We start from the raw sequence: 21,837 nt of genomic DNA, 5'->3' as shown, positions 1-21,837 counted from the left end.
CTCAACATTGATTTATATTTTCTTAGCCACACAGACAAGCGAGTTGGCATTCGCCTCAAATACTTGCGCTGACCAAGACTGGTACTTCTCTATGATTCTGAATCCCGCTTGTTCAAGGAAAACCTCTATGTCTTCCAGCGGACGATATTTTAAATCAATGCTGGAATACTCAATCGTTCCACCTTCAAAATGGCGCTCTTTCTTCAAATACATGATGGATGTTTGCAAGTCATACTCGGCCTTCATACCTAAATAATTCACTTCACCATAAGTAGGAGAAACATAGGTTTGCCACAGTGCCATCTCATTATCCAGTTCTAGATTCTCTGGCGTTGGTAACCGCGTATCGAAGACAAATCGCCCACCTTTTTCGAGGTGTCTTGATATTGAGCTCAGTGCACCTGCTAGCATCTCATCACTTAAAAAGGCTTGGAATGCATTCCCTGTCATTATGGCTAGGTCAAACTTCTTACCTAACGAAAACTGGGTTGCGTCGAGATGAAGAAAACGCAAGTTACTCCTGCTTTTGGCTTTGTCCTTTGCATGTTTGAGCATCCCTTCAGAAATATCAATGCCAATGGCTTCGTTGAGTTGCTCAGAGACTGGAATCGTGACAATACCGGAACCACAACAGACATCCAATACACTTCGAGCATTGGTTTCTTCGATTAACCTTGTGATGAAAGCAATGTCGTGATGGTAATGCTGGTCGTATTGAGCATCGTATTCAATTCCAGACCCGAACTCGGTTAAATCTTGTGTTTTCAAAAACAATCCTTGTTTGTTACTTATTTCAGCGGTGTGACTTTTTCAGCTCTAGCATCAAGTATCGACACACATAACCAACACCAGATACGTAACCAATCACATTTTCTAGGGAAACCACTTCCAACCCAGCTTGCTGACAGAGTTGCTCAACTTCACTTTCGGTATATGCCTTATGCACGACCGATCCACTATAAGTATTTCGAGGCAAATCTTGCCCATCCGGATCGTGGTATTGAAAGCTGATAAAACATCGTCCATTCGCAGTTAGCTTATGCGAAATGCACTCCAGAAGTTGTTGAGGCTTTGCTAGAAACTCAGTAAAACCAAGTGCGGTGATAAGGTCGAAGGTTTGCTCAAACAAAGGGAAAATGGCTCATCGAGATTATGAACCGCGACACTTTGATAGAGGCTAGTTTGGCGCGCTTTATCAACCATTTTGGACGAGATGTCTAAGCCATGGATGGCGAGTTCTGGATAGTGACTTTTTACGACATGGCCGATACTGCCAGTCGCACAGGCTAGGTCGAGAGCCGAGCCTTGCTCGATGGGAAAGGTTTTTAACTTCTCAGAAATCCAACGTGGACCGACGTAGTGACTGCCATCCACCAACTTTTGATAGCGATCCGACACATCATCATACATTTTTGCTACGTTCATCGTTTCCTCCTTGATAACCAGAACGATGCTCGAATGTAGCACGCAATAAGCATCTAGACACTTATTAGTTAACTAGTTCTTTATGGTATGTGACCGACTGGTTGTTTAGGACAACAAAAAATCCGATACTCAATATTTTGAATATCGGATTTTTATAGCGTTATCGAGCTAACCAAATTCTCGCTAGTATTCCTATCGGAGTGGTAACGCCAGTTGTGACAGAGGAAATTTCACCATTTCTTAAAATATAAATGGTTGGGGTCACGCTAATTTTCCATTCGCGCATAATATCGCTTGAAGGATCGTTTATGTTTTCGAAACGATATTCTTTTGCCCTCATAAACTGCGCCACACGCTCATTCGGTCCCGACGATCCAGAAACGCCAACTACGGTGTAGTCATCACTCAGCCAACTCACGCTTGGGCTTACAAATTTACAAGCGGGACACCAAGTAGCCCAAAAATAAACAACGACAGGTTGTTCATAACTTTGCGCGATTGCATCGAAGTATTCACCATCGCTCAATACGGAGCTCAATGGTGGAGCCTCCTGTTTAGGAATATCTTTGGTGCGATACCAATCCATCGCGATAGAAATCGCGGTGACAATGAGCACCATCTGTACGATTTGAACGAGCCAATATCGGAATGTTCTACGCTGCTTTGTCGAACTCATTGAATGGTTCCCCCACTCGCTTGTTTCACCGCGCTTAAAACAACATCATCAGTCAGAATAACAGGTAACGGGATACCTTGTGGCGCCGCCGGGCCATAGACGATGTTAAACGGCACACCGTAACGCCCATGAGCTCGTAAAAAGTCCGTTACCGAGCCGTCCGGATGTGTCCAATCCCCTTTTAACGTCGCCACATTAGGGCTTTGCAGCAATGAGTAGACAGGATCTTGCCAGATCACACCGATCTTGTTCACTTTACACGTGACACACCAATCTGCCGTTACATCAACAAACACCACTCGCCCATTATTGACGTGATCTTCAATCGCCGAGTTAGAAAGCTTCTGCCACGCTAAGTCCTCAGGAAGCGGTGTCGCCCATTGGTCGGCAGTGACGCTACCAAGTAATAAGCCACCAGCTATCAACACTAATGACGCAGTTCCGGATACAGCAAGCGCTTTCTCACCATACACTTTCTTAACTCTTGCCATCATTACAACAAAAGCAACCACAGCTATAAGTGCAATCCATAACATCGGTACATGATTTGCCATTAATGAAAGTAGCCAAACGCTGGTTGCCAACATCATTATGCCAAACGCTATTTTAACGACATTCATCCACGAGCCAGGCTTTGGTAGTTTCAGCGCGATATTTGGAAACACAGCGACTAAGAGCCAAGGCAGTGCCATACCCAATGCTAATGCTGTAAAAGTTGCAAATAACGTTAATACGTCGGCACCCAAGGCAAACGCCACGGCCGTTCCTAGAAAAGGCGCGGAGCAAGGCGTCGCAAGCAATGTGGCAAACATACCTTGAACATAGTGACCAACTAGGGAGTTATCACCTTTCGAGGCCAGCCATGTATTGGTACCCGATGATAGACGGATTTCAAACAGCCCCAGCATATTTGCCCCAAACAAAGTGGTGACCAACACCATCAAACCTAAGAACCAAGGGCTTTGAAATTGCACGCCCCAACCAATGGCATTACCTGTTAGCTTGAGCACAAAAATAAAACCAGCGAGAATCCAGAACGACGTTAATATACCAAGTGACGAGGCAACAAACTGAGCGCGAATTTGACGACGCTCGATACCTTGAGCGGCAACAATACTACTTAGCTTCATCCCCAAAACCGGAAGAACGCAAGGCATAATGTTAAGAATTAAACCGCCGAGCAACGCGAATAGAAAAACACTCGTTAGAGACGTGCTCGGCAACGGTTCAACTATTGCCTCAGCAGTTGCTTGAGTGGTTTCTTCTGCTAGTAAATTGGTGTCTTTGATGGTCACAAACAGCGACTGACCATCTAACTCCACATCGCCCAGCCAAGTATCAACGATATAGCTCGCGGTGACGATGTTTCCTTCTTGATGCATTCCTTCAAGCTTGAAGCTATAGTCTCGCGTTGCTTCATCGACGCCATCCACCAGCACTTGTGGTTGTTGCCAACCCTGACTGTTCTTTAGCTTGATTTGCAGTTTCGATTGGTTCGCATCCCAACTCGCCTGAGTAACATCAATAAACGGCGATGGCTGCGGCACGTTACTCACTGCTTGAGCGTAACTGAACATCACGCCTTCATCGACTGTTAGCTCAGAAGGCAAGAACGTCAATTGAATTTGATAGTCCGTCAACACACAAATCGTCGTACAAGAAGAAAGTGTCAGTACCGCATCAATCGTGACAGGTTTGGACATGTCTTCGACGTGCAGCGTCATGGGGAACAAAGTATCGCCTTTATACCCAAGAGTCTCGATACCTAATAGTTCGAATTTTTGTGGGTGCGGCCATTGCCAATCCACTTTGGATAAATTTTGTGAATTTTGCCAATCAATAGATGGTGCTACGCCGCCCTCACCAGGTGAACGCCAGTAAGTTTTCCAGTCTCCGGTTAACTTGACATCCAAATAACCAGTGATTGTTTTGGCTTGCGGATCTTGTTGACCAGTGAGCACAAAGCGCGTTTGCACTGGAGGATGTTGTGGGTTGGTCAGCCAACCTGTATCAGTAGTTTGAGCTGAAACACTCAGAGAGAGCAAACTCAAAGCAAGCGTCATAAAAAACATGGACGCAAACTGAGTCAGTTTAGTAATTTGATTCATAGTGATTCCTAGTTAAAAGACAAAGGTGCTAAATAACTGACGCTAGTGGTCAGAAAGCACGCTTTTATTCTCGGAACACACAGAAAGTCAGGTGGACTCGATACTTACGGCCTATCGGTTCCGTCCAATGTTGCGCACCAATATAGGCACTGCACAACCAAATTGCCGAAGCAAAAAGACCGACAAACAGAACAACAATAAATACATCGAGTTGATGTTGAGAAAACTGAATTAACTTTTCAGACAATTCGCACTTGCTGGTTTCTTTAGTATCAATCGACTTGACGCTCGAACGCTCATCAGCAAGTGAAACCGCGGGCGATTCCGTCTCATATTTCATAGAGCATGACGATGCAAAGCCTGAATTTTGCATCAGACACACAACGACCACCCAGCCAATAATCGCCAGTAGCCATTTTGCCCGCTTATGTGGCGTGTGATGTCGTTTAGTCAACAAACTCATAAGAATTCAGATAAAGTAAGAACGAAGAAGATAATACGCGAGTCGTCATAAAGCTCAAGTTGTATCCTCTAAATAGCCTTAAGAGGCTTCACTCGGTAAGCTTTAATCTAGCTTGCCATAAATATATGCCAACTCTGCGACGGTTTTTGCCGAGAACTTCTTCAATAGATTAGCTCGGTGTACTTCAACCGTTCGCATTGCTATGCAAAGTTCGTCAGCAATACGAATGTTGCGCTTTCCTTCAATAATCAAACGTAAAATGTCTTTTTCTCTAGGTGTGAGCGATTCATAAGCCGATTTAGCTGCTGCCATATCGAGGTTTGTGGCAGACTGCGCCTGTCCCTGCAAAATGGCTCGTGCCAGTTCATCGCCTTTGACTGGTTTTTGGAAGAAATTGACCGCCCCAGCTTGCAATGCATCGACCGCCATCGGGACATCACCATGCCCTGTCAGATAAATAACGGCCAACGGGCTGTTGGCTTGATTTAAAATTTGGTGCACTTGCTGACCACGAAGGTTGGGCATTCGACTATCAAGGATCACGCATCCGGCCTGATGAATGTTCACTTTATCGAGAAAAGATTGCCCATCAGCAAAAGTCGTCACGTTGAAGTCATGCTCTTCCAGCATAAAAGCGAGCGAGTCACGCACCGATTCATCATCATCGACTACAAAAACAGGTAGCTGCTTTTCACCGCTGCTCATTGAATGCTCCTATGCCTAGTTCAGATTAGTTTTGATATGGAAACACAAGCTCAACCAAACAACCATGTGGTACTGTCGAGCTGATGACAAACTCGCCACCATGCATTTCCATCACATCACGACAAATGGCTAACCCTAGCCCCAGCCCTTCTTCTTTGCTACTCACAAACGCTTGAGTCGGATTCTCTTGCTGCAACCCTGTACCATTGTCTAACACTCGAATAGAGAGTTGATTGATTTGGTAATCGCAATGCAGGGCAATTTTACCTTGATAACATGATGAGTGATATTTATCTTGGAACAAAGTACACGCATCAATCGCGTTGCTGATCACATTAACTAAAACCTGTTGTACGCCAACTGCATCGACAAGTAACGGACGAATGTTCCCTTCTGTACTGGTCACAATAGAAATGTTTTGCTTCTGCATTCGAAAATGGAGCAACTCAATCGTGTCATCAATGAGTACTTGAAGATCGCACGACGTTTTGTCGACACTGCGCTTACGAATCAACGTTCTTAATCGCTGAATAATTGCATCTGCTCTTTCAACTTGGCCCTGTATTTTCTCAAGTACAGGGACAATATCTTCATGAGGGCGCTTTTTGGCCAAGCGAAGTAAACCGCCTTCACTATAATTGCGAATAGCTGCCAATGGCTGATTGAGTTCATGAGCAAGACTAGTGCCGATTTCTCCGACAATCGCGACCCTTTGTGAATGTTCTAACTGTTCACTTTTCTCTTTTAATCGTAACGATGTCTGCTCCAACGCTTGCTTACTCTTGCTAAATCGATACTCAAGCCAAAAGTGGTACGCGTTCAACACAATCACAAACATGAACAGCGCCCATGCCCATTCTTGATGACTACGCAGCCAGCGTAGAGCCTCACTCCACCAAGGTTGTTGCAACGGATGGAGATCCAACGCCTGATAAAGTTTGTCGATGCTCAGCAAGCTGACGGGGGACGTCCAACCTGACGCGCCTGCCGCAATAACCGCAGGGTGTTCAGGTGGCATCGCTAACAATACTTGCGCAATCTGTTTGGCGATCTGAGCTGAGCCGCGCTCTGTTTTGGCAAATGACCAGTTAGGATAAAGCGGTGTGGAAACAGCGCATAACGAGCGCTCGTTCGGCTGTTGATTTAAAACTCGGTAATTACCCGGTTGTAAAAGCCCTTCACTTAACATCTGTTCCAATAAACAAGCAGGGACGACGGCCGCTTCCACATTACCATCACGTAATTGATACAGGTTGGCATCAATAGGAAAACCAAGATAGCGGACATCAGAAAAGAAATCGTTTGGATTAAGCTCCATTTTGACTATTTGATAGCGCATCGTTAGATAACCACCAAACGCTTTTTCTGATACCGCCGCAACGGGACGTCCTGAGACATCTAGCACCGTTTGATAACTTGAATTGGCTCGAACCACCAGCGCCGAACCAATGCCGTAATTCGAGTTTTGTGGTGCTCTGCTGGTTAGCGTTGCCATCCACGACAGCGCGTATTGCCTGCCCAACCGCACTGCTTGACCTGGGTTGGTTAAGATGAAATCCATCGTCTGAAACTTCACCGCTTCGCCCATTTCATCCAAGTTAAGGGGATGAAGAACAAAATGCACATCGGAAATTTGCTGGTTGAGCCAATCAATGGTCGGTTGCCACCTTTGCTCTGCATAGAGGTGGCCGCGTATCGCTAACACGCCCACTTCAACTTTCTGCTTGGCCTCTGGCTGCTCTGCCTTTTGCTCTTGCATTCCTTGCAGATCTGCTTGTTCAGAAACTGCGCCCTGAGCCAAAGATGCAAAGGCAACTAAGCAAAGAATCCAAAGCTGAAGCCACAGTGCTTTTTTCATGATGAGTCGAATCGTTCCGTCAAGAGAGTACGACAAGAGTAACAGCTACCTTCCCTAAACCACATTTGTTTTAGATCAAGTTTGATCTGGGTATGTGGAAATCCACAATATAAGCCTCGCAGTGCATTTCTCACAATGGAATCAGTCAATTCAAATACAACAAAAAAGCAGGTGAGTTATGGATTCCACCAAACGTCGCTTTCTCAGCGCGGTCACAGCCGGAGCCGCGTTAATTCCAGTCGCAGGCATTGGCACGGCAACTGCGGGAAACATTATTCGAAATAACCAGTCCGCTGACCGAAAAGGACAAGTCGGGAAGCGTTATGCCATGGTGATAGATTTGCGTAAATGTGTCGGATGCCAGGCTTGCACTGTGGGTTGCAGCATCGAGAACCAAGCGCCAATCGGTCAGTTCCGAACCACCGTAAAGCAATACGAAGTTACGTTAGATGATGGCTCTACAGCCACGCGAGAAGCAAAAGCCTTTATGCTACCACGCCTTTGTAACCACTGTGACAACCCACCTTGCGTGGCAGTGTGTCCGGTTCAAGCAACCTTTCAGCGCGAAGATGGCATTGTCATGGTGGATAACAGTCGCTGCGTCGCCTGCGCGTACTGCGTACAAGCTTGCCCTTACGATGCTCGTTTTATCAATGAGGACACCCTCACCGCAGATAAATGTACCTTCTGTGCTCACCGTCTAGAAAAAGGTCTATTGCCTGCCTGCGTGGAAACCTGTGTTGGCGGAGCACGTGTGATTGGTGATTTGAATGATCCATCAAGTGAAGTTCGCCGCTTAATTGCGAAGCACCAAGACGATATCAAAGTGCTAAAGCCCAATGAAGAGACCAAGCCGCATGTGTTTTACATCGGCATGGATGAACGCTTCACCAGCCACATCGACGGGCAGCCAGCTATTTACGACCCACAAGGAGAGCGCGCATGAACATCACCGAAGTGTTAGTCCAACCTCAAGCGATGGCTTGGCTCCCGTGGGCGGTGCAGTACTTCTTTTACATCGGTTCTGCTTACGCTGCCGCTATTTTGTTCCTAATCGCACTGTTATTTGAGCAACACACCAGTCATCGGTTACGCGCCGCGCTGGTGCTAACGATGGCCATCGGCGCTATCGTAGGCCCGTTGGCGTTAACTGGCGACCTTCACCAGCCGGGACGAGCTTGGCATTTTTACGTACACATCACTCCGTGGTCATGGATGTCTCTAGGCTCGCTGTTCCTGCCTGTTTTCTCAGGTTTAGCGGTAGTGACTGCATGGCTGTATCTGCATCAGGATCTTATCGCACTGCGAAATCAACCGGGAAAAGTACTACCTCTGTTATCTAAGTTGTCGCTTGGTGAGTGGGCTATTTCTCGCAAAGTGATGCTCACAATATCTGCAATCACCGTGTTATCAGGCTTAACCATCGCCCTTTATACTGGAGCTGAAATTGCAGTCGTTAAATCGCGCTCTTTATGGCACCAACCCGCGTCGCCGGTTCTTTGGTTTGTCACTGCATTTATGAGCGCGGTCGGATTTTCTCTGTTGATTTGGCTCTTGCTGCCTAGTCAGTCAAAGACACTGACATCTGGCGATACTAATTTACTTAAAAAATCAGTGGTTACCAGCGGTGTATTAACGCTGATACTGCTACCGATTTGGGCATCCAACAATTCCGCATTTTCGCTCTATTCTAGCGAACTGTGGATGCACAACATTGCCCTGCTCACTTTTGTCGTTTTAGGTTGTGTTTTGCTCGCTTTCATCTTCTTGCGCGATACCCAAAAGTCCGCATCAGCCAGATTTCATCACGTCATAGGGCTCAGTTTTGTGTCTGCTGCCGCACTGGCAAGTGCATGGCTGATTCGCTGGTTTACCATCATGGAAGTGCAAATCATCGCCAAGTTCGATGCAGGGCTGTATCCATACCAACTCACTATGGATGGAAATGGCTGGATAGGCATTATCGGCATGCTCGGATTATGGCTTGCACTGGCACTGCTCGGTTCGGAGCTGGTTCAGCCAAAACAAAAGATCGAAGTAAAAGCCTCATCACTCACCTTAACTGAACGCTAATCAAAGGGGATTTCATCATGGATAACAAACGCCGTCAGTTTTTGAAATCAGGCATTGCAGTGAGTGGGCTTGGCGCATTCGCTGCGGGTTACGCCACCACCACCAAACACATGGTCGAGGGTGCGCTCGAAGGCACTGCGGGAGAAAAAACGCGTGATATTCACCACGGTAACTCGCTTGAACCAGAGTACACGGTCAACAGCAAAGGCAACCTAATCCCGAATCCAAATCAGCGCGTTGCGCCATCGATGTGTTTTGGTTGTTGGTCACTGTGCGGATTGCGTGTACGCATTGATAACCGCAGCGACGAGATTTTGCGTATTACTGGCAACCCATATCACCCACTCTCTCATCAGCAACACATTCCGTTCGAAACGCCAGTCAAAGATGCTTATTTAAGTTTGACAGGAGAAGCGGGCCTTGACGGTCGTTCAACAGCATGCGCACGTGGCAATGGGATGCTAGAAATTCGCAACAGCCCGTACCGCATTACTCAGCCACTGAAACGAGTTGGAAAACGCGGCGAAGGAAAATGGATTCCGATCAGCTACGAGCAATTGATAGAAGAAGTCGTAGAAGGTGGTGATTTATTTGGTGAAGGCCATGTTGATGGCTTACGCGACATTCGCGATTTAACAACACCCGTTGATCCTGAAAACCCAGAATATGGACCGAAAGCCAACCAATTGTTAATGACCAACGCCGGTAACGAAGGCCGAGACGACATATTCAAACGCTTCGCGTTCAACAGCTATGGTACACGTAACTTTGGGCATCACGGCTCTTACTGCGGCTACGCATTTCGTGCTGGCAGCGGCGCATTTATGAACGACTTAGATAAGAACGCACATTTGAAGCCAGACTTTGATAATGCGGAATACATCATCTTCATCGGTATGTCGCCTGCGCAAGCTGGCAACCCTTTTAAGCGCCAGGCGCGCCAACTCGCCAATGCGCGAACAGAAGGTAGCTTGGAATACACCATCATCACGCCAAGTTTGCCTGCGGGTTCATCGAGCTTGGCCGCCGGTGACAACAACCGCTGGATACCAATCAAACCGGGCACCGACTCTGCCCTCGTGCTTGGCATGATCCAATGGATTATCGAAAACCAACGCTACAACAAAACCTTCTTGGCGCAGCCGGGGGCAAACGCGATGAAACGAGCCGGCACCGCGCACTGGTGTAATGCTACGCATCTCGTGATAAGCGATAATCAGCACCCGAGAAACGGCACGTTTTTACGCGCGTCGGACTTGAATCTGCCATTCGAGGGCGAAGCGTTGTCTGACTCCGACCCGTACGTCATCGTGGATGAGCAAAGCGGCGAATTTGGTGTTCATACCCAAGCTGAGGAAGCGGCACTGTTTGTCGATAAAACGGTTTCGCTTGCATCGGGCGAAGTGCGCGTAAAATCGTCTCTACAAAGACTCAAAGAAGAGGCGTTCAAATACAGTCTTGCGTTCTACAGCCAACAATGTGAAATCCCTGTCGAACAAATTGTTGAACTAGCAAAGCGCTTTACCAGTCACGGAACAAAAGCGGTGATCGATACCCACGGTGGCAACATGCACACCAATGGGTTCTATAACTCGTTTACTATCATGATGCTCAATGCGTTGATTGGTAATATCAACATGAAAGGCGGCGCGATGGCCAAAGCGGGTGGCTATCCAACTTCCGCTTCGGGTCCTCGTTACGACTTCACCAAATTTGCTGGCAAAGTCGGCCCGAAAGGCGTCTTTTTATCGCGCAGTAAATTCCCATACCACAAAACCAGCGAATACAAACGTCGCGTTGAGGCTGGTGAATCCCCTTATCCAACTCGCGCGCCTTGGTATCCGTTTGCCGCGCCACTGCTGACAGAGCACCTATCTGCGGCTATTGATGGGTATCCATACCGCGTTAAAGCGTGGATCAATCACATGGCGAACCCAATGTATGGTGTACCCGGTTTGAAAGCGCTGCTGGAAGACAAGCTTAAAGATCCAAAGCAGCTCGGTTTGATTGTGTCTGTTGATGCGTTCATTAACGAAACCACCGCATTGTCGGACTATATTGTGCCGGACACGGTCACCTACGAAAGCTGGGGTATGGCAACGCCTTGGCACGACGTTCCGGTGAAAACCGTCACCGCTCGTTGGCCGATAGTGGAAGCACGAACAGAGAAAACCGCCGACGGTCGCTCGATTTGCTTAGAAAACTTTTTGATTGATGTCGCCAAGAAAATGCAACTAGGCGGCTTTGGTGACAACGCGATTCAAGATGCGCAAGGGAATTGGCTCGCTCTCCACAGAGCTGAAGATTTCTACTTACGTTCCGCGGCAAACTTGGCTTATGTGAAAGGCGGGGTGCCTGAAGTTTCGGCAGAAGACATTGCGTGGTCCGGCCTAGAGCGTTTAATGCCAGCCATGCAGAAGACGCTGACAGAGGATGAGATGAAACGTGTGGCGTTTATTTTTGCTCGCGGTGGACGTTTTGAAAATGCAACCGAAGCGTATCAAGGTGAGCAAATGAAGCACAAATGGACACGACCTGTCGCGATATGGAATGAACGTGTCGGCAGCGCAAGAAACACCATGACCGGTGATTTCTACACGGGTTGCCCAACATGGCATCCACAAAAACTGGCCGATGGCACACCAATGGAAGACCAGTTCCCAAGCTCAGAATGGCCTTTCAGCCTAACGAACTTTAAATCCAACATTCACAGTGCGGTATCCAACCTATCGCCAAGGTTGAACTCGATTAAAAGCGTAAACCCAGTGTACATCCATCCAATCGATGCCGAGCGCGCAGGCATTAAAACGGGTGATGAGTTTGTTATCGAGACACCATCTGCAAGCACCAAAGCACTTGCGATGATAGTCAGCGGAATTCGCCCTGGCACACTCGGATTTGAACATGGGTTTGGTCATACCGAGCTAGGACAACGCTCGCACTGGATCGGCGATAAACAACAACCCGTAAAAACGCGCAGCCAAGATGGCGTCAATATTAACGACATTGGCTTAATTGACCCTACTCGAGAAGGCAAAGGCGTGTTGTTGGATTGGGTCGTGGGCGCGGCGGCACGTCAGTCCTTGCCGGCCAAAATCCGCAAAGCGTAACGCCGCACGTTAAGACGTCTCTACCACTTAGAGCTGCCGATTTGTGCAGCTCTTCACCACTTTGTTTTTATCGCTTATAGAACAACCAATAAAAACAAATACGGCCATTTACACTTATTAAATATGTGGAAATCCACAATACCTTTCATTATTGACAAGGCCGACAATATTGTCCAAGTGACTACCAAGTAGCACTTAGACATATTAATAAAAATTAAAGTGAGTCAGCATGTCAAAAATTCTTCCAGTGGTGGTGGCCTGTTTGTTAGCAACCACTATGGGCGCAAGCGCCTCGTCTATTCCGGAAAAAGCCAGCGTATGTAGCGGTTGTCACGGCCAAGATGGCATGGGACAGCCAAATATCGCGCCGATGATCGCTGGTTTAAACGCGAATTATCTCAACACTCAAATCGAACTATTCCTTAGTGGCGAACGCCAAAATGTGGTCATGCAAGGCATGGCGAAGGAACTCAGCGATCCCGCAGACCGTAAGGAAGTTATGGAGTACTTTGCTAACCTCCCGAGCTATGGGTTCACGAATCCAGAACAACGCGGCGACCAAGCTGATATTCGTAGCCCGTATCGTAAGTTAATTTTCCAAGGCGATTGGGATAGAAACATTCCAGCTTGCGCAACTTGTCATGGAGCCAGCGGTATGGGCGTCGACAAGTTCCCTCGCCTCGCAAGCCAACATGCTGATTACTTAAAAACGCAATTGATGGCATGGAAAAACGGCACTCGCAGTGGTGACCCGCTCAATATGATGGGGACCATCGCAAAAAATCTCACTGACAAAGAGATCGAAAATCTTGCTTACTACTTTGCCTCATTACGTTACTAGGAGCAGTCATGAAACGTTTCTATTCTTTGTTCGCACTGCCTTTCATTTCTACGCTCGTATTAGCTAACGATCTGTTACCGGACCGCCAGAAAGAGCTACCTGCGATAGAAAAAGAAAAGCACGGTGAATACTTAAAACCGCGTGATCTCAGCACAATCCCAAACACCGCATTTGGTGAGCAAGTAAAACGCGGTTACTCGCTCTTTGTTAACTCACAACAAATGCGCGGAAAATACGTTGGCAACGAACAAAACTGTGTGAACTGCCATATGGAGGCAGGACGAAAAGCAAACGCTGCGCCACTGTGGGCAGCTTACATGGCATACCCGGCATATCGTAAGAAAAACGATCGCGTAAACAGCTATGCTGACCGTATCCAAGGTTGTTTCGAGTATTCCATGAACGGTAAAGCGCCCGCTTACGATTCGACAGAAATTGTTGCCCTTAGTGCTTACGCCTACTGGTTAGCGATGGGCGGCTTGCTTGACAAACATGGTATGGCGGATGAACCCATTCCAGAGCTAGACGCAAAAGCGTTGCAAATTGGTGGAAAAGCAAAAGACTTTCCGTTGCCCGAAGCCATCGCACAAGCATTACCAGTTGAAAAGCGAGGTAATCTCTCTGGGCGTGGCTACCCAGAAATCGCCGCCCCTGAGCAAGAACCATCAATAGAGCGAGGCGCATTGGTCTACGAAAAGAACTGTGAAACTTGCCATCGCGCCGACGGTTCAGGCATCAAAGACACCAACGACCATTCATACATTCCACCACTTTGGGGCGAATATGCGTATAACTGGGGCGCAGGCATGCACCGGATTAACACTGCAGCCTATTTTATTTACGAAAACATGCCGCTTGGGAAAAGTGTGCAGCTGACAGAGCAAGAAGCTTGGGATGTCGCAGCATACGTCAACAGCCATGAGCGTCCACAAGATCCTCGATTCAAAGGCAATGTCACCGCAAACGCGGAGAAATATCACCAGCACCAAGGCTATTACGGCAAAACGCTCAACGGTACGCAAGTCGGCTCCAATGCCTTTAAGAGCGGAACGGTCAAGTAAAGTACAACTAAGCACCTTAAATAAAATGCTCTTTTTCCCTGCTCAGATTATCTGGGCAGGGTTACTTACCCTTAAAAACAAGTAGTTACCCCCTCCAATAAACCAAGCAACATCATATTACTTTCGGCTTCCAACATACTCATCTTCGCCGTAAAATCTTGTACCAAACGCGACTTCGTTTATGTCTTAGATCTCCCATATGCTCTAATGCCAAAAGTAAGAAACTCGTAAACTCCTGAATCAAAACAAGCGTGCCCAGTGAAAAAAGAGTATTCTTAAAGCAAATGAATCTAAAACCTACCCGATGAGTATTCAACCTAATTCCCGTCAGTTAATTTCATGCGAAGAGTGCGGCCTTGTTGTTCGCATTCCCGATATCGAACAGGGGCAAAAAGCACAATGTCCTCGATGTTCGCATTCGCTGACTAAAGTGAATGCCAAGCCTTACCAAAGCGTGATCGCCATATCATCGGCATGTTTGATCATGTTAGTGCTAAGCATTTCTTTCCCTTTTATGTCGTTCAGCGTGCAAGGGTTGTCGCAAGAAATCACCTTGTTGCACGCTGCCAAAATGCTGGCTGAGTTTCAAAATGTGCTTTTGGGTGTGCTGCTACTCGCAACAGTTATCGTTTTGCCTGCAATCTATGTTGGTCTCATTCTCTTTCTTCACCTTGAAGCATTAAAAGCACGTAAACATACCCCCTCTAGAAAGCAGCAACGAATGGCAAAAGTTTTATGCCGTCTTCTGTTTCGAGTCGAACCCTGGTTAATGGTGGATGTCTTTTTGATTGGCGTGTTGGTCAGCTTAATTAAAATCGCTTCCCTCGCAGACATAGGAATGGGCACTTCATTCTGGGCGTTTTGTGTATATACCGTTCTGGTAGTCAAATGCATATCAATGGTCGACAAAAGCTGGCTCTGGGGGCACTTTATTCCAGCTATCGAGCTATCTGATGTAAAAGAGGGTGATACGCACCATAACCACAACCATATTGGTTGTCATACGTGTCACCAGCTCAACCCTATTGAAGCTAAAAAACACCAACACTGCATTCGTTGTAAAAGCCCTATTCACAAATACAACCCCGCAGACAATTTACAAAAAGCTTGGGCGCTTTTGTTTGCTTCAGTCATTTTCTATATCCCTGCGAACCTCTACCCTATGATGTACACCGTAAGCCTTGGACATGCAGAAGGTTCAACTATCATGGAGGGGGTAATATTGCTTTGGCATTTAGGTTCTTACCCTATTGCGATGGTAATTTTCTTTGCTAGCGTATTTATTCCAATGGCGAAAATGCTGGCACTCGCGTGGCTGTATTACAATGCGCAAAAAGCGCGATATCTTCCGCACGAAGAGAGTATTTCACGCTTAAAGATCTACCGCATAACTGAGTTTATTGGTCGTTGGTCCATGATCGATATCTTCGTCGTCGCGATCTTAGTTGCACTGGTTCAGCTGCAAAACTTAATGGCGATTTATCCAGGTCCTGCTGCGCTCTCTTTCGCGGCAGTGGTCATTTTTACTATGCTTTCTGCAATGATATTTGACTCACGTTTGTTGTGGCAATTGCCACAAAACGAAGTGCAGGAGCCGATTTCTGACAACTTAAACGAGAAAGCCAAATATGAGTGATGAGAACAACGTAACCGCTCAAATAAAACCGCAAAAGCAGATTTCTGCGATATGGATTGTCCCGATCCTTGCGCTAGCCATGGGAGCGTGGATGCTGTTCCAATATATCAACAGTACAGGCCCACAAATTACTCTCCAACTGCCAACCGCAGATGGGATTGAGGTTGGCAAAACCGAAATCCGAGCATTGAATGTAAAAGTCGGACTGATTACTGAAGTCACTCTCAGTGAAAATTACGATCACATCATCGCTAAGGCACAAATGAACAAGGATGCAGAACGCATGCTGCGAGATGACACCATGTTTTGGGTGGTGAAGCCTCGTATTGGCCGTGATGGCGTTTCAGGTTTAGAGACCTTGCTCTCTGGCGCTTATATCCAACTTCAACCGGGTAAATCTAAGATAGAGAAAGAGCGCTTTACGGTCTTAGATGTTCCCCCAGTGGCCTCTCCTGATGCAGAGGGGTTACGCCTTGTGTTAACACACCGCGAGGCCGGTAAACTAGGCGTTGGTGACCCCGTCATTTATAAAGGCTTTACGGTTGGTCGTGTAGAGAAAACCAGCTTTGATGTTGACACTCGCAAAGCGTTATACCAACTCTTTATTTTCAAGCCTTATGACAGCTTAGTGCGCACTCGTACCAAGTTCTGGCTGAATTCTGGCGTAGATTTACAGCTCAATGCTGAAGGGTTCGAAGTCAAGTTTGGCTCATTAGAGAGCATGCTAACGGGTGGTGTTACCTTCGATACCGTTCCAGGTCTTGAATCCGGTGAACAGCTCACTGAAAATATGGTCAACTTCCGCTTGTACGATGATATTAAACAACTTCGAGAAGGCATGTACGATGATTATATTGAATTCGTTATGCTTTTTGATGAATCGGTACGAGGACTTAAACGTAAGGCACCTGTCGAATATCGAGGCTTGAGAATTGGTACTGTGATGCGTGTACCAATGCGACTTCCAACCCCAGAAGAGAACTTTTCTGCGAAAAAAATCCCTGTATTGGTACGTATCGAGCTCGGCCGTGTTTATGGCGATTTCCAATCCCAATCTTTACCAATGTTAAAAGATAAATTGAAGAGTGAGTTTGCTAAAGGCCTACGTGGTACTTTAAAAACAGGTAACTTATTAACAGGCGCACTGTATGTTGACGCCGACTTCTATCCAAACGACGAGCCTTACGTACCGAGTAAGTTTGCTGATTTAGATGTTTTCCCAACCATGCGTGGTGGTTTTGCGCAGGTTCAGCGCCAAGTGAACGACTTCCTAAATAAGATTAATAACTTACCGATGGAAGAAACGCTAGATTCTCTCAATTCAACGTTAAAAACGTCTGAAAAAACGTTAGCTTCAGCAGAACGCGTGACGGACAGTATTGATAAACTTTTGAATCAAAAAGAGACGCAAGAGATCCCAACAGATATTCGCCAAAGCTTACAGCAATTACAAAAAACACTCGATGGTTATGGGCCCAACTCAACCATGTACAGCGAAATGGAAGCCACGCTAAAAGAATTAGAAAGCGTGATGACAGAGTTTAAACCCGTACTTAAACAGCTAAACGAAAAGCCAAACTCTCTTGTGTTTGGAGAAGATGAAATCAGTGACCCAATACCAGTTAAAGGCCAAAACTAATGAAACGAGTATTCTTTCTGTCTATCGCGCTATTTGTCGGTCTAACGGGTTGTAGTAGCGCTCCGCAAACTAAAGGAGCTATGTACCTTCTACCTAAGGCGGAACCAGTGACTCTGAGCTCTTCTGATATCGCTCAGCGCCCAACTTTAGTTGTTCGTCCAGTGACATTGGCGAGTTATTTGAATGATAATGGCATTGTTTATCGAACCTCTGAGACCCAAGTTATTCAGGCAAAACACAATCAATGGGCGCACAGTATTTCTGAGCAAATCACTCAGAGAGTTGTCGCGGAACTACGTCAAAAGCAAAGTCATTACTGGCCGACTGAAATGAATAATCTGTTGGATCAAAGCGGTGAAGCCAAACTACAGCTTACGTTAAATAAATTTAATGGCAGCTACAAAGGTAATATCGAAATTGAGGGAGAATGGTTGCTCATTAATGCCGAAGGTAAGGTCGAAAACAGTGCGCCAATACAAATCTCACAGCCGCTTCAAGATGAGGGCTATGAAGCGCTCGTCAACGCTTTATCCATAGGCTTAGAAAGCCTAACCTCAGACATTGCCAAACAACTCTAAGTCAATGTTAATTACAGGGAAGCAAGTTGCTTCCCTTTTTTATGCAGAGTGTAGCGACTTCTACTAAGCTGAAAGCTGACGAAAAGCCGAAAAGGAAATTGGATGAAACCATGTAACCTGCTATCACTCTCCTCACTCATTCTTGTATTACCTACATCAGTAGCGCTCTCAGCCGAGACACAAGAATCTCGTTGGCGAAATAGCATAGAAGTGTACATGCTAGGACTGAATATCCACGGGGATACCAGTATTGGTCGCTTTTCATCAGAGGTGGATGTCGATCCTAAGTTCATCGTAGACCACCTCGATATTGGGGCGATGTTGCGATTCGAGAGTATTTACCAAAGTAAGTGGGGCTACTACATAGATTATAGTTTCATGAACTTAAGTGGTGATGTTAATAATATCAAGGGCGCTCTGCCTAACGCTCGTTATCGTGCGGACATCGAAATACGGCAAGGTGTTCTAGAAGCAAAGGCATTCCAACGCGAACAATATTCATTTGGTAAACTGGATTATATGTTTGGATTACGTTGGTGGGACAATGACATCACCGGCAAGCTGTATCGTAATGATAACCGGGTACTAGAAGATAGACTGTCATTACAAGAAGATTGGGTCGATTTTTTAGTTGGCTTGCGACTCATTGATGAATTGAGCGAAAACTGGCGACTTCATGCCAGCATCGACGCCGGACTTGGCAACGATACTCACTTCACTTATGCCATTCAAACTGGTGTTCGTTATCGCTTTAACGAATGGTCTGATCTCAACTTAGCTTACAAGTCGACCTGGGTCGATTACAAAAATGAAGAGGTATTTGAATATGATACGGCTTCTCAAGGGCTTTTAGTCGGACTTGGCTTTTACTTTTGATCAGGTGAAACCCTAGCCTATATTCAAGCGTTGTAACGTGTACTAGCTCTAGGTACACGTCTAGTGCCGCGTTACAGATGCTTAAATAAGGCAAATTGATCTTCATCAGACTATAAATTGCTCTTCGGTGTTACTCTCTGTCGCAAAATATAAAACCCCACTCTATGACCTCATATAGGTCTTGTTGATAAGGTTCCCGAGTAGCAATGTCGATTAACATTTCCGATTTAACCACCGCCCTAAATAAGGTGGAGCATATTCATAAAGTGCAGCTTGAAAACGTACATCAGTTCTTCAAAGCAAACGAAGCTTTCTCGTTGCAAACATTCAGCCAGCTGATATCCAGCGACTCGCTTGATGATCGATTTAAAACCATCGATAAAGCGTTCTCTTTGCTTGGTGATGCAAAAACCTACCTTTTAGAAGTGTCTTACCTTGTTAAGTAAAAAAGAAAGCCCCGATAAAATTCATTACCGGGGCTATCATTTTCTATCTAAACTACTGATTTACAATTTGTAACGATCATCAATTACCGTTAATTCTGGGAAGGTTTTACCCTCGTCCATCGCTTCTTCTGTCTCTTCTTTTACTTGGTTATCAATCCAGAAATTACCGATATCCATTGGATGAAGCACCCATTCTGTCGCTTTTGTCATGCCGTTTTTAGGAATTTTAACCCAGCGCCAATGAGCAACTCGAGAATAAGGCACCATGTAGCCAGGAACGATGATATTCGCTTTGCTGACATAGTTTTGGATTTGATGCGACAAGTCGTAACGCTTCTCCTGATCAAACTCAGAATCATACGCTTCAATTAACTTGTCTAGCTCAGGGCTGCTGTAGTTGGTGTGAGCATTCGTTTGTGGTCGATTTGCATTATCCGAGTGTAGGTATTCCCAATACGCAGGGATCTCACCAGAGCCCATATTCAAAAACGCTAGCTGATGCTTTTTCTCAAGAATGTATTTAAACGCAGATGAGCCATCCACCAAGTTTAACGTGAACTCAAGACCAGCAAGTTTCGCTTGCTCTTTCAGGTATGCAATACGCGGTGTCCAAGAGTTGTATCCGTAGGTGATAGCAAAGCTCAAGCGTTGGCCCTTGTCGTTAACACGAATACCATCTGCGCCCACTTTATCAAAGCCCGCTTTTTCGAAGTGTTTAACCGCCGCATCAGCATCAAACTTTGGCGGTGTATTGTTAGGATCATCGTATTCGCCATGACCAAAGCCGAGTCCATGCGGTTTACGTGAATAATCTCCACGCATGATGTTTTCAATCATGCCGTCATAGTCAGTGGCTGCCATAACACCTTTACGCACTTCTAGGTTATCCAACATAGGCATCGCTGTGTTCATCCAAAGACCACCAGCTCCTTGCGGTGCTTCGTTAAAGCCCCAGTACTTTTGGATATAGCCTTTTTTGTACACATCACTATTGGTTTTGTCATGCCAAAAGCTTGGTAGCACCATCTCAAAGTAGTCTAAGTTGCCTTTCTCAAAGTGCTTCATGGCAATATCAGGATCGCGAATTACCTTAATGCGAACCTTTTCAACGTTATAACGGTTTTTATAGTAGCGGTTGTTGTATCCCCACCAATCTTCACCGACATGTTTGAATGTCACGCTCTTACCTTTCTTCACTTGATCAATGTAGTAAGGCGCTGCGGTTGGCTCAGATTTAAAGTTAAACTTTCTGACGAAGTTATCAGGCATGCCATCGTTATTTGCGTCCTTTTCTCCTTCAAAGAAGTGTTCAGGACGAGGCTGAAAACCATTACTTGGCATGTTAATCATAACCATAAGTGAGTCATGACTTTGAGCTACAGCAAGATTGACTTTGATCGTGTAGTCATCAATTTTTTCAACACTCACAATACTGTTTGTGAAGAAGTCGTTATACCACGGGTCGATAATGTCTTTTGACGTGTAGTACTTCATCATAAAGACGTAATCATCTGCTGTAATTTTTTCACCATCTGACCACTCGGCCGTTTCGTCGAGTTTAAAGAATACGGTTTTGTTGTCCTCTCCAAATGCCCATGACTTAGCAAGTTGAGGGATCCATTTGCCAGTATTTGGATGACGCTGAGCCAGTTTTGGTGAACCATCCATTAAGTATTGGCGCAAACCTGAGTTCGCATCTGGACCAACACTTCGTAATGTTTGCGGAAAGCTCTGAATGTAAGTGCGATAGGTGCCACCTCGTACCGCCTCTTCAGAGGCAAATAGAGGTTCGTTGTTGTTTGAAATCCATTCGATATCGGCTGGCAATTCTGCCGCACTCAGTTGAAAACTGGCAGCGGTCAGTGTTGCTAGTACTGAAAATGGCAGTTTTTTAGTCATGTTTCTTCCTTGTTGTGTTTGCGCACTAAGGTCGTAACAAGGAAGACAGCGTGTGAAAGCTCACAGAAAGCTGCGATTTAAAATACGCAGATAGGAAATAATAGGAACGTAATATGAAGTGACGTCCTGCCAGCTTCTATATTAATTTCAAAGAGTTTCACTAGGTCATCCTAGACCTTACAACGCAGTGAATGCATCTTCGCCATAGTATTCTTTAGACATTTGTAACGCAAGCCATCAATAACACATGGTTGCATTTTCGAGGCATCACAGTGAGTTATGTTACAAAAGTGTGATCGGCATAGTACCAAGCCCTACTTTACTCAGAATAAACCGCAGAACCTTTATCTCAATTGGCCCCGATATACCAGTTAAAGCGAGTAAATGATCAGACATAGCTGGTTAAAAGGAATGGTTGTTTACCGCGATTAGTATTTTCATTC

Annotated in this window: 17 protein-coding genes and 1 pseudogene; 10 read left to right on the top strand and 8 right to left on the bottom strand. The window is 46.0% G+C overall.

The annotated features are described in order from the left end of the window. Positions 1-12: 12 nt before the first annotated feature. The 7 genes and pseudogenes from R8O10_RS06330 to R8O10_RS06300 form a co-directional block, all read right to left on the bottom strand. Entirely contained in the window at positions 13-768 is a 756-nt protein-coding gene (locus R8O10_RS06330; RefSeq protein WP_318191224.1) for a class I SAM-dependent methyltransferase, read from the bottom strand. A 25-nt stretch (positions 769-793) separates the two neighbouring features. Beyond that, a pseudogene (locus R8O10_RS06325) lies at positions 794-1,425 on the bottom strand (class I SAM-dependent DNA methyltransferase). A 160-nt stretch (positions 1,426-1,585) separates the two neighbouring features. Next, complete coding sequence (locus tag R8O10_RS06320; RefSeq protein ID WP_318191223.1) at positions 1,586-2,101, bottom strand: protein disulfide oxidoreductase; 516 nt, start codon at positions 2,099-2,101, stop codon at positions 1,586-1,588. Then, positions 2,098-4,209: a protein-disulfide reductase DsbD family protein gene (locus tag R8O10_RS06315; protein ID WP_318191222.1), complete on the bottom strand. Its 2,112-nt coding sequence runs from the start codon at positions 4,207-4,209 to the stop codon at positions 2,098-2,100. Before R8O10_RS06315 ends, R8O10_RS06320 begins: the two co-directional genes overlap by 4 nt. 64 nt (positions 4,210-4,273) lie before the next feature. Continuing rightward, complete coding sequence (locus tag R8O10_RS06310; RefSeq protein WP_005376702.1) at positions 4,274-4,672, bottom strand: hypothetical protein; 399 nt, start codon at positions 4,670-4,672, stop codon at positions 4,274-4,276. A gap of 102 nt (positions 4,673-4,774) precedes the next feature. After that, positions 4,775-5,377 carry a response regulator transcription factor gene (locus R8O10_RS06305; RefSeq protein WP_025767241.1) on the bottom strand — a complete coding sequence of 201 codons (603 nt, stop codon included), beginning with the start codon at positions 5,375-5,377 and terminating at the stop codon, positions 4,775-4,777. Between the two features lie 25 nt (positions 5,378-5,402). Beyond that, positions 5,403-7,235, bottom strand: coding sequence for a PhnD/SsuA/transferrin family substrate-binding protein (locus tag R8O10_RS06300; protein WP_318191221.1), 1,833 nt, complete (start codon positions 7,233-7,235; stop codon positions 5,403-5,405). A 178-nt stretch (positions 7,236-7,413) separates the two neighbouring features. On the opposite strand from R8O10_RS06300, the gene dsrO reads away from it, so the two are divergent. The 10 genes from dsrO (at position 7,414) to R8O10_RS06250 (ending at position 19,495) form a co-directional block, all read left to right on the top strand. Next, complete coding sequence (gene dsrO, locus R8O10_RS06295; protein ID WP_318191220.1) at positions 7,414-8,181, top strand: sulfate reduction electron transfer complex DsrMKJOP subunit DsrO; 768 nt, start codon at positions 7,414-7,416, stop codon at positions 8,179-8,181. Next, complete coding sequence (gene nrfD, locus R8O10_RS06290) at positions 8,178-9,308, top strand: NrfD/PsrC family molybdoenzyme membrane anchor subunit (protein ID WP_318191219.1); 1,131 nt, start codon at positions 8,178-8,180, stop codon at positions 9,306-9,308. Before dsrO ends, nrfD begins: the two co-directional genes overlap by 4 nt. 17 nt (positions 9,309-9,325) lie before the next feature. Continuing rightward, positions 9,326-12,418: a tetrathionate reductase subunit A gene (locus R8O10_RS06285; protein WP_318191218.1), complete on the top strand. Its 3,093-nt coding sequence runs from the start codon at positions 9,326-9,328 to the stop codon at positions 12,416-12,418. A 277-nt stretch (positions 12,419-12,695) separates the two neighbouring features. Further along, complete coding sequence (locus tag R8O10_RS06280; RefSeq protein ID WP_395240561.1) at positions 12,696-13,259, top strand: c-type cytochrome; 564 nt, start codon at positions 12,696-12,698, stop codon at positions 13,257-13,259. 8 nt (positions 13,260-13,267) lie between these two features. Then, positions 13,268-14,320, top strand: coding sequence for a c-type cytochrome (locus R8O10_RS06275; protein ID WP_318191216.1), 1,053 nt, complete (start codon positions 13,268-13,270; stop codon positions 14,318-14,320). A 304-nt stretch (positions 14,321-14,624) separates the two neighbouring features. Further along, positions 14,625-15,956, top strand: coding sequence for a paraquat-inducible protein A (locus tag R8O10_RS06270; RefSeq protein ID WP_005385807.1), 1,332 nt, complete (start codon positions 14,625-14,627; stop codon positions 15,954-15,956). Next, on the top strand, positions 15,949-17,595 hold the full coding sequence (gene pqiB / locus R8O10_RS06265) for an intermembrane transport protein PqiB (protein ID WP_253657350.1): 1,647 nt from the start codon (positions 15,949-15,951) through the stop codon (positions 17,593-17,595). The genes R8O10_RS06270 and pqiB overlap by 8 nt, the downstream gene beginning before the upstream one ends. Then, positions 17,595-18,173 carry a membrane integrity-associated transporter subunit PqiC gene (locus R8O10_RS06260; protein ID WP_042523078.1) on the top strand — a complete coding sequence of 193 codons (579 nt, stop codon included), beginning with the start codon at positions 17,595-17,597 and terminating at the stop codon, positions 18,171-18,173. Before pqiB ends, R8O10_RS06260 begins: the two co-directional genes overlap by 1 nt. A gap of 102 nt (positions 18,174-18,275) precedes the next feature. Further along, complete coding sequence (locus tag R8O10_RS06255; protein WP_130545143.1) at positions 18,276-19,049, top strand: hypothetical protein; 774 nt, start codon at positions 18,276-18,278, stop codon at positions 19,047-19,049. Positions 19,050-19,255: 206 nt separating this feature from the next. Beyond that, positions 19,256-19,495 (top strand): hypothetical protein, encoded by a 240-nt coding sequence (locus R8O10_RS06250; protein WP_017821658.1) that lies wholly within the window; start codon positions 19,256-19,258, stop codon positions 19,493-19,495. 60 nt (positions 19,496-19,555) lie between these two features. On the opposite strand, the gene R8O10_RS06245 is transcribed toward R8O10_RS06250, so the two are convergent. Next, positions 19,556-21,394 carry an extracellular solute-binding protein gene (locus R8O10_RS06245; protein ID WP_017633867.1) on the bottom strand — a complete coding sequence of 613 codons (1,839 nt, stop codon included), beginning with the start codon at positions 21,392-21,394 and terminating at the stop codon, positions 19,556-19,558. Positions 21,395-21,837: the final 443 nt, after the last annotated feature.

It is taken from the genome of Vibrio sp. 1727 (assembly GCF_033344415.1).
Lineage (GTDB): Bacteria > Pseudomonadota > Gammaproteobacteria > Enterobacterales > Vibrionaceae > Vibrio > Vibrio alginolyticus.
The sequence above is the reverse complement of the archived record's forward strand: the minus strand, read 5'-3'. Positions and strand labels throughout refer to the sequence as shown.